This window comes from Bacillus sp. JJ1503 (assembly GCF_036965125.1).
Taxonomy (GTDB): Bacteria; Bacillota; Bacilli; order Bacillales; family Cytobacillaceae; genus Cytobacillus.
In genome coordinates this window covers 1-9,622 of record NZ_JBALOZ010000077.1, presented here as the reverse complement: position 1 = coordinate 9,622, position 9,622 = coordinate 1, and the positions used below count along the sequence as shown (strand labels likewise).

Genomic DNA, 9,622 nt, shown 5'->3' with positions numbered 1-9,622 from the left:
ACCAAATTGTGAACAGATGTTACTAAATATATAGGTAATATTAATTTGAATAAAATGGTATTTCATAAATACTCAACAAGATTTGAACGTCAGGTAAATATTATGACCTGACATTTGTATTTAACAGGGGGAGGAAAATTGAAGTTGAAATATATAGCACTGATTTTTCTAAGTCTTTTCTTTGTTGTAGCTGGCTGTTCTAGTGTCGAGACAAATGATAAAGAAAAAGATCCGAAACCATCTGCAGACGAAAAACAAAAGGAAGAAGAAAAACAGGCTGTAAAGATTGAATACCCAGCGGCTGCAACGGAAGCTGTGGAAATTGTCCACCAGCCGATTGGCGTGAAGCTGGAAGGTATGTATTCAGACGATAGACCGAATAAGGAAGACGTGGATATAGATAATCTAATGTCCGAATTTGGGGTAGAAGAACTTGGGAATGAAGAAATCTATAATGGCTTAGTGCATTGGTTTGGTTTGGACTATACAGAAGTAAATGATGCTCTAGCAAAGTATGAGCCGGATTTTGGAGAACTAGACATAACAAAGGAAAAGAAAAAAATCAAAAACATTGCTGTACATATTGACTCAAGCGGAAGCATGGCTGCAGCGGTTCCTGGCGGGGAAAAAATGGCATTGGCAAAAGGAGTAATAAATAGATTTGCTTCAAGCCTGCCTTCGGATTCAATAATTTCTCTGCGTGCCTATGGACATAAAGGAACCGGGAAAAACGAGGATAAGAAAATGTCCTGCTCAAGTACAGAAGTAATGTACGAAGCAAATACTTTTAATGAAACTGAATTCAATGAAGCACTAAACAAATTTAAGCCAAGCGGCTGGACACCTTTGGCTTCATCGATCAAGGCTAGCTATGAAGATTTAAAGGTAAAAGCGGGAGAAGATACTGAAAACATCTTATTTATTGTCAGTGACGGAATTGAAACATGCGATGGCAACCCCATCGAGGAAGCTAAGAAACTAGCAGAGTCAGACCTGAAAGTAAAGGTTTATATCATTGGCTTCAATGTAGATGATGCCGGTCAAAAGCAGCTTAAGGACACGGCAGCTGCAAGCAATGGAGAATATTACACAGTGAATTCAAAGGTGGAACTAGAGAATACGTTTAAGAAGCTAATGGAAGAAGCCGTTAACACCATTGCCAAAAACAATCAGAAAGCCGTAAATGGAATCAATGTCAATTTCCGAACAGCGGATTTAAGGGAACAATTACGTGGAATCGAATCATCATTTATGAAGGTAGTCAATCTAGAAAATGAGGTTATTAGGGAAGCTCTCTCAAAGCTTGAAGCAGAGGGGAAAATTGAAAGCACTGATGTTGACGAAATTCAAGATAAGCTAAAGGCCCGGTATGATGTACTAGACGTCTATGCGAAAAACCTTGTTGATCAAGGGATGGAGAAGATTAATAACAAAAGAGAAGAATTATTCAGCATTATTAATGGAAGTTAATTTTGTAATTGATGTTTATAGAATAGTTAACGTTGAAGAGGGAAGAGAGGATTCAAAGTGCATATCATTATAGATGAATCTTTAGGATTGCCCGAGAGTGTAACAGAATTTGCCTTTATTCGAAGCCCCAAATTGAAAAAGGACTTTCCTTTAAAGGATTATTTAAATGGCAGTAAAAAAACTTTTAGTCAAAAACTGCCATTAATCAATAGGGGACTCCAAGACGAATTAGAGGATGTAGACAAATGGTTAAAGGAATACAAGGAAGTTCTCTATGTATATGATTCTTTCATCACTAACAAAGAGAGCATTAATAGACTAAAAAACTGGTATTTTCCCAGTCATAAACTAATTACGTTGGATGGTGCAATCAATAAATCGGCTGCTATTTATATACTTCAGAGAATACAAGAAAAAGAAGTGGAGAATATACTCCCTTCCTTTATTCCTCTACAAAGATTTACCATTACAAATCATTCGAAATTTCACACAGCTCCCAACTATTTGAAGTTAAAAAGAAAGAAACGAAAGAAGAATAATAAATATTATCTAATGGACAGCTTTTCTAAAGAATTACTCTTAACAGGTCCAAAAGAAGAATTACTCAGGAAGGTTCAAGAAATGAGTCAAACAAAATCGATTTTTATTGCTTCAAGAGAGAATCTTGACATTGATTTAGCATCTGTATCATTTTTTCAGCTTGAAGAAAATAGTTTACCTCTTAGTTTTGACAATATTGATATTTTCATTGCTTAAGAGACAGATAGATAAAGAAAATATTGGAGTGACAATGGATGATCGATGCTAAAAGGAAAGCCATTATATTTTTAACGATTTCTTTTTTGCTGGCAATCGTTGCAGCCGGTGTAATTCTTGTTCAGATCAATCAGGCTCAGCAAAAATTAGGGAAAACCGTTGCAGTAGCTACAGCAGCAAAAGATATTAAATCCTATCACGAAATTAAAGAGTCAGATATAGAGTGGATACAGATGCCGCAATCTAGTGCTTATTCTTCCTTAATTAGAAGTGAAAACGAGTTTAAGGATGCTATTTCAGTAGCGGAAGTTAAAGAGGGGGAGCTGCTGACTAAAGCACTTGTCCGTAAGAAATTAGATATTCCTATCAATGATCGTGTCGTATGGCTAAATGCAACAAAAATTGTCTTAATTGATCAAGATGTTGCTGAAGGAGATCTTGTTGATATTATCGTTTCGGAAGAAGTGAATGGCAGTCTGCAAACGAAAAGGCAATTCCAAAATGTAAGTGTTGTTCAAGTGGAAAAGCAAAATGAAGGTCCTTCAAAGATAAAAATTTCTTTGAGCGTTGAAAATGCGGAAAGAATTATTCACTACCAAAATTCTGCTGTCCAAATACGGGTTCTACTAGTGAATCAAGCTTCTTCAGGTGAAAAAAATGAGCCGGATGCAGTTGAACAGAAAGCTCCGCAAAAAGAACAAGAAAAGGCAAGCGACAAGCCGCCTGCTGCAGAAACGACTGAAGATCAGAAAGTGGACGCAAATAACGATGCTAAATCTGAAGAACAGGTAAGAGACGTTGCAGAAGAAAAAGAAAAACCAGTGGAACAAAATCAATAACAGCAATCTTCTAATTGAACCGAATTCAGACAATAAAAAGTAAAATACGAAAATGAAGTTTTGGAAGGGTGCAATAAATGAGTGCATATAAAGGGATGCTGATCACGAAAGATTTAAGATGGAGCGAACTCATCCAACAGCTAATCGAAAATGAAAATATAGATATTACGGTTATGCCTGAATGGAAACGAACTTTTCAGGAACAGCATAGCTATCATTATATTTTTGCTGATATTGACTCAATTGAAAATCCTGAGCAGCTAAAAAACAACTCTAAAAGCAGCCTAGTTGCCCTTACAAGGAGCCATGACTTCCTCCTTGCAAGGATGTGGCTAGTTTCTGGGGCTAAGGATGTTATTGTTTTCCCGGATGAAAAGGAACGATTAATTGAATTAGTTCGATATACAAGGGATCAGTTCCGGCTGCAAAAGGAAACAAACGCAGGATATGGTACAGGGCAAGTCCATGCTTTTTATAGCGCAAAGGGCGGCAGCGGTAAAACGCTTTTGTCGGTATTAGCAGCTCAGTCTCTCAGCATTCATCACAATCTAAAAGTTTTATTAATTGATATGAATGCACAGTTTGGAACAGCCGATTCCCTATTTGGCATACAGCCAATCAGGTCCTATTATGACTTAATTCCAGTTTTGGAAGAATTGGATATTAGACATATTCAGAATGTGTCCAATGTTCATGAGGAAACGAGGGTGAGCATTTTAAATGGCCCAGCAAATCCAGCAGTTGCGCAGACTATTCCAGATGAACTCATGAACAGAATAATAAGAGTGGCAAGCAATCATTATGATTATATTATTCTAGATTTGCCAACGAATATCGATAACCTAACCTTTACTGGCCTTAGCCTTGCTCAGCATATTCATTACATAATGACTCCTGATAGTTTAGGGATGCGGGCTTATAAGTATGCGGAGGATCTTTTTGAACGTTTTCAAATCGGAAGAGGGGAACATTTTTCATTGATTGTCAACCGTAATCATTCTAAGTCTGAATTAACAGTCAAGGACATCGTAAAGATTATCGGAAAAGAAATACAAGGAACCATTAGTGCAGATTATTTTGCTATTCAGCCATATCTCAATATGGGAGAAAGCTTCTTTAAGAAAAAGAAGGATAAAGGAGCAAGTAAAGTAACAAGAGATATGAAGAAATATGTGGAGGAATTACTAAAGCGTTAAGTAAAGGAGTGAAAAAATGTCCTGGGTTGAAAAGGCTTCTGTACTAGGATCGAAGCAATCAGCACTGCAGCATGACTGGAATATTTCAGAAACACAAGTTGATCAGTTAGTAAAGCATTATAAGTCCCGTTTAATAAAGGAAGCGAATCTGGAAAACATTACGACATTAACTCCAATCGATCGAAAACGAACGATTGAACGCTTAGTAAAACAAATGATTGATGAAGAAAAAGTGATCATCACATCTGATCAAATGGAACAAATCATTCAACAAATCATTAATGAATCAGTGGGCTATGGGCCGCTTGAAAGCTTGCTGAGGGATGAATCCATAACGGAAATCATGGTTAATGGTGCATACGAAGTTTTCATTGAGCGTCAAGGGAAGTTAGAGAAAAGCAATGTACGCTTCAAAGATAATGAACATGTCCGGCATATTATTGATCGTATCATCGCCCCTCTTGGGAGAAGAATTGATGAAAGCTCTCCAATGGTAGATGCCCGTTTAATGGATGGAAGCCGTGTGAATGCTGTTATTCCGCCTATCAGCGTAGATGGGCCCTCTATTTCGATAAGGAAGTTTAAAAAGGACCCTTATTCTTTAGAGGACCTGATGAAATTTGGAAGCTTTTCAGAGGATATGGCTGAATTTCTAAAGGCTGCAGTTAAGGCAAAAGCAAATATTTTAGTTTCTGGTGGTACTGGAAGCGGAAAAACTACTTTGCTAAATGTCCTCTCAGATTCCATTCCAAAGGGAGAAAGAATCGTTACCATTGAGGATATGGCTGAGCTGAGATTAACATACGATAACCTTGTCCGGCTTGAAGGGCGCCCTTCAAATATGGAGGGAAAAGGTGAAGTAACAATTAGGCATCTCGTTAAAAACGCTCTCAGGATGCGTCCGGATCGTATTATAGTCGGGGAGGTCCGCGGCTCGGAGGCAATCGATATGCTGCAGGCAATGAATACTGGTCACGAAGGTTCATTAACAACGATTCACGCAAACAGTCCAAAGGATGCTTTAGGAAGGCTTGAATCCATGGTGATTATGTCTGGCCTGCCATTAACCGTTGAGGTTATTAGGGGGTATTTTGTCGGAGCATTAGATCTGATTGTTCAAACGTCCCGTTTTTCTGATGGAAGAAGAAGAATTGTCAATATTGCAGAGCTTGTAGAAGAAAATGAAAGAGAAGGAATCACATTAACATGTAAACAAGAATTAGTTTCTTTTTATGAAAAATTTGGATTTGTTGACCATGGTATGTCTGAATCAAACCATGGTGGAGTAAGATGGTATAACATGGTCAAATTAAGAGAAGGGTGAATCGATTTTTTGTTACGAGCGGGCTGTAAGGTTTTCTGTCTATGCACCAGAGACACTCGAAGAGCTTGAACAAGGATTGATCTTGAAGCACTTGTTTTACTTGATATTTAAAGTGCTATAAACATAATTGTTGAATAATAAAATCCCAATTTCTCATTTATATCACTGAGAGATTGGGATTTTTAATCCTTAACACTGTAATCCGTGTTTTGCTGGAGGTAATCAGTTAATAGGTTTGTAAAGTTTTGAGCGGTTTTTGATAGATAATGATTTTTCAGCCATATTAAGCCCGTAGATGCAGATAGCTCTGTATCTTTAATTTTGAAAGCTTGGATATTGTAGTTTTTGTATTGTTTAATGACGGTTTCCGGAACAATAGCTTGTCCAAAATTACAAGCGACTAAATCTAATAAAAGGGAGATGTCAGAGCACTCTGCAATAATGTTCGGATGCAGTTGAGCTTTCGAAAATGCTTCTAAAATCATATAATGGACTCCTAGTCCTTCTGTACTCGGTAAAATCAGAGGGCGATTTTGAATGTCTGCAAGTATAACCTGATGATTAAAAGGTTCGTCTTTATTTGAAGTAATGAAGTAAAAAGGTTCTGTATGAAGATGGATTGCTGAAAAATCATCTAAGTCGAGCGGTAAACGTATAATCGCCAGTTCTACAATTCGGTCTCTCACCAGTTGACAAAGATGAACTGACTCATTTTGATGAATTTTATAAGTAACTTTAGGATATTTTTTGTGGAATTGGTGAAGTAACTCTGGTAATTCGACTACCGAAAAAGTATTGATACCAATCGTCAATCTTCCACTTACCCCGTTTCCGACTTCCTTTACTTCCATTCTAGCTTCTTCCATTAACTGAGTCATTTGTAGCGCATACTTATATAATGATTTTCCTGCTTCCGTCACTTCTAAAAATCTCCCATTTCTCTCTACTAATTTCGTTCCCAATTCATCTTCCATTGTTTTCAGCTGCTGACTTAGCGGAGGCTGGGAGATATGAAGTCTTTGAGCGGCAGCGGAAATTTTTCTTTCTTCTACAATAGCTATGAAATATCGCAGTTGTCTAATATCCATCAGTGGAAAAACATCCCTCCTATATGAAAAACTTAAGTAAAATTAATTTTTTTTATATTTTTCATATACTTCATTCTAAGATATCATGATTCTAGATAAAAAGAAATTTCTCGAAACGGCTTTAACAGCGATGATTTTTCAAGATTTTCCAAATGTTGGATAGAACATCGAGATACTTAAATATAAGCTTTTCTTGTTGGAGCCCCTTATTTATCAGCCATGTAGAACTCATTTCTATTATCACTTGGAAGTCTCAATAATAAACATCATGTATAAGGGTGAGGTAATATGAAGCAACTACGTTTTTACAGCGGTTTAAGCATATTTCAATGGTTTTTTTTCTTGCTGGCCACTTCCATTGCATTACCGATCGTAATCGGAGGAGTATTTCATTTAACGATAGAGGAAATCTCCGAATTGATGCAACGAACTTTTTTTGTGGTGGGAATAAGCTCTTTTATACAAGGATGGCTCGGACATCGATATCCGATCGCTGACGGTCCTGCAGGTTCATGGGTCAGTGTATTTGTCATTTTAGCGGGTATGGCGATTCAGCAGGGGGAAAGTACGACAGAAACATTACAACTTTTAGAAGGTGGCTTGCTAGTTACGGGATTTTTACTATTTATTCTCGGTATAACTGGCCTGGTTAATCGGCTGATGTTTTTGTTCACTCCTTTAGTTACTGGTTCTTTTCTTTTGATTCTGACTCTTCAACTAAGTGGTGTATTTTTAGAGGGAATGCTCGGAATACAAGAACAGTTCAACCTGGATTATGGAATAGCAGCGATTTCATTTGGCGTATTTGTTTTAGTGATTGTGCTATCAATTAAAGGAAAAGGATGGATGAAAAGTTACTCCGTGCTGTTAGGAATTTTAATTGGGTGGGTACTATATTTCTTATTGGGAAAAACCCCCAATACGATTTCCACACAGGCTTCCTTTATTAAATTACCAGAAATTTTTGCATGGGGGACTCCGCAGTTAAATGCTGGAATGGTTATAACCTCCATTATCTTTACGTTTATTGTAGTCTCTAATACAATAGCGGCCGTTACGGCTGTAAAACAAGCAGTTCCGGAATCAGGGGAATCCGAAAAACAAACCATTAACCGCGCCAGTTGGGCAGGCGGTATTACACATGTTCTTTCATCTCTTTTTTCTACGATAGGAATTGTGCCATTGCCAGTATCGGCAGGCTTTATCCGATTAACCGGGCAAAAACGAATGATGCCTTTCCTGGTAGCAAGTTTAGCCTTATCAGGTATAGCCTGTGTTCCGGCGATCGTCCACTTCTTAGCCATGCTTCCCGCCCCTATTGCTTGTGCCGTAAGTTTAGCATCCTTTGTCCAAATGATCGGGATTTCGTTTCAGTCCCTTTTGAAAGACGAATTAGATCAACGCCGGTTAACTATATTAGGAATCACATTGCTAATCAGTTTTGGAATAATGTATCTTCCTAAAGGGATATTTCAGAGTCTGCCTACGATTCTCCAATATTTTTTAAGCAATGGTCTCATTGTTGGTACGATCATCGTAATTGTGCTAGAACAGCTATGGAAATCAAAAAACATTAGTGAAAAAAATCATATTTAATATTTACTTTTCAAGGAGTGTTTTTAAATGAGTCACGAAAAATTCATGAAATTTGCAATCGAGTTTTTGTTCTTTGGAAATAAATAAATAGCATTTTAACGGAACATGTTCTCCAAGAGAAAGAATATAATTTCACTCCTCAGGTAAAAAGAACGGAGCAACAATATTAGAATAGAGGCGTATATTTATGTGGAAGTGGATGATCGCATTTATAGGATGTATTCTCTTGCTGCAAGGTTGTATTTCTAACAATAGCGGAGAACCGAAAAAACAAGAAAAGGAGAAAGAAATCATGAGCGAAGGATTAAATAAAGAGTTGCTTCAAGCAGCAGAACAAGGAAAGGCAGACGCCATAAGCAGACTCATTAAGGAAGGTGCGAATATCAACGCACAAGACTCAAAAGGACGGACTGCCACTATGATTGCAACCTATAACAATGATGTAGAAACTGCAAAAGTATTTATTAAGGCAGGGGCAGATGTGAATATCCAGGATGATATGAAAAACAATCCCTTCCTGTATGCTGGAGCGGAAGGGTATATAGATATTCTAAAACTTACGATTGAAGCAGGGGCCGATCCGGCGATTACAAACCGGTATGGGGGAACAGCTTTAATCCCTGCCTCAGAACATGGATTTGTGGATGTAATCAAAGAACTTCTTACCCATACGGATATTGATGTGAATCATGTCAATAATCTTGGTTGGACAGCTTTATTGGAAGCAATTATTTTAAATGATGGAGACGAAAAGCAGCAGCAAACGGTGCAATTGCTGATAGAAAATGGGGCGGATGTGAACATTCCAGATAATAATAAGGTGACTCCATTACAACATGCACGTGAGAAAGGCTTTAAAGAGATTGAAAAAATTTTGTTAAAAGCAGGGGCAAAATAAATACTTGAACCTATTATTTTTGCTAAACCCAAATAATAGCTTTTTTTAAACCCTTATCTGTTCACATTAAGGAAAGATGATTTATCAGTAAGGGATTATACCTCAAACAGTCAGGCGCGTTCTTGAATAAAGCTCTCAGATTTAAACGACTTTATTGTTTTACTTTTAAGTGCAATGAAGTACACTTTTCACAGGCTTATCCTTTTGAAATGTCCGTCCAGCCTCACTTCACCAAAACTAAACAACTTTATTTTTACCCCGCCCTCATATTAGGACAGGACTATATGTGTTTTTGTATTAAAATTAAATAACTTTAATGTCACATTACAATTTTGTTTTGTTAAAGCAGGTTGCACTCTAGATCAATCTGAAGGAATGTCTCAATTTTAGAGACATTCCTTTTTTTCTAGCCCTATAATATTTAATTTCTTCTTGAAAAACATTATTCTCACGAC

The 9,622-nt window shown here is 37.3% G+C and carries 8 protein-coding genes; 7 read left to right on the top strand and 1 reads right to left on the bottom strand.

Annotated features, from left to right (window positions below; translation table 11 throughout):
* Positions 1-138: 138 nt before the first annotated feature.
* The 5 genes from V7149_RS07300 to V7149_RS07280 all read left to right on the top strand — a co-directional run bounded on the left by V7149_RS07300 (position 139) and on the right by V7149_RS07280 (position 5,585).
* On the top strand, positions 139-1,470 hold the full coding sequence (locus V7149_RS07300; RefSeq protein WP_335344991.1) for a vWA domain-containing protein: 1,332 nt from the start codon (positions 139-141) through the stop codon (positions 1,468-1,470).
* Positions 1,471-1,527: 57 nt separating this feature from the next.
* Positions 1,528-2,226, top strand: coding sequence for a hypothetical protein (locus V7149_RS07295; protein ID WP_335344990.1), 699 nt, complete (start codon positions 1,528-1,530; stop codon positions 2,224-2,226).
* Between the two features lie 38 nt (positions 2,227-2,264).
* Entirely contained in the window at positions 2,265-3,065 is an 801-nt protein-coding gene (locus V7149_RS07290) for an SAF domain-containing protein (RefSeq protein ID WP_335344989.1), read from the top strand.
* Positions 3,066-3,142: 77 nt separating this feature from the next.
* Positions 3,143-4,261 carry an AAA family ATPase gene (locus V7149_RS07285; protein ID WP_335344988.1) on the top strand — a complete coding sequence of 373 codons (1,119 nt, stop codon included), beginning with the start codon at positions 3,143-3,145 and terminating at the stop codon, positions 4,259-4,261.
* Positions 4,262-4,277: 16 nt separating this feature from the next.
* On the top strand, positions 4,278-5,585 hold the full coding sequence (locus tag V7149_RS07280) for a CpaF family protein (protein WP_335344987.1): 1,308 nt from the start codon (positions 4,278-4,280) through the stop codon (positions 5,583-5,585).
* Between the two features lie 182 nt (positions 5,586-5,767).
* Here the strand turns inward: V7149_RS07280 and V7149_RS07275 are convergent, their stop codons facing one another.
* Positions 5,768-6,673, bottom strand: a complete 906-nt coding sequence (locus tag V7149_RS07275) for a LysR family transcriptional regulator (RefSeq protein ID WP_335344986.1) — start codon at positions 6,671-6,673, stop codon at positions 5,768-5,770.
* Positions 6,674-6,961: 288 nt separating this feature from the next.
* Between V7149_RS07275 and V7149_RS07270 the strand changes: the two genes are divergently transcribed.
* Together V7149_RS07270 and V7149_RS07265 are read left to right on the top strand one after the other, a co-directional pair.
* Positions 6,962-8,269, top strand: a complete 1,308-nt coding sequence (locus tag V7149_RS07270; RefSeq protein WP_335344985.1) for a purine/pyrimidine permease — start codon at positions 6,962-6,964, stop codon at positions 8,267-8,269.
* Between the two features lie 187 nt (positions 8,270-8,456).
* The gene (locus V7149_RS07265) at positions 8,457-9,167 is read left to right on the top strand and encodes an ankyrin repeat domain-containing protein (protein WP_335344984.1); all 711 of its coding nucleotides are present in this window, start codon (positions 8,457-8,459) and stop codon (positions 9,165-9,167) included.
* Positions 9,168-9,622 lie beyond the last annotated feature (455 nt).

Bases quoted from the DNA above. Each gene is read 5' to 3' on its own strand.
- V7149_RS07280 (WP_335344987.1), top strand. From the start codon at position 4,278: ATGTCCTGGGTTGAAAAGGCTTCTGTACTAGGATCGAAGCAATCAGCA.
- V7149_RS07275 (WP_335344986.1), bottom strand. From the start codon at position 6,673: ATGGATATTAGACAACTGCGATATTTCATAGCTATTGTAGAAGAAAGA.
- V7149_RS07265 (WP_335344984.1), top strand. From the start codon at position 8,457: ATGTGGAAGTGGATGATCGCATTTATAGGATGTATTCTCTTGCTGCAA.
- V7149_RS07285 (WP_335344988.1), top strand. From the start codon at position 3,143: ATGAGTGCATATAAAGGGATGCTGATCACGAAAGATTTAAGATGGAGC.
- V7149_RS07270 (WP_335344985.1), top strand. From the start codon at position 6,962: ATGAAGCAACTACGTTTTTACAGCGGTTTAAGCATATTTCAATGGTTT.
- V7149_RS07290 (WP_335344989.1), top strand. From the start codon at position 2,265: ATGATCGATGCTAAAAGGAAAGCCATTATATTTTTAACGATTTCTTTT.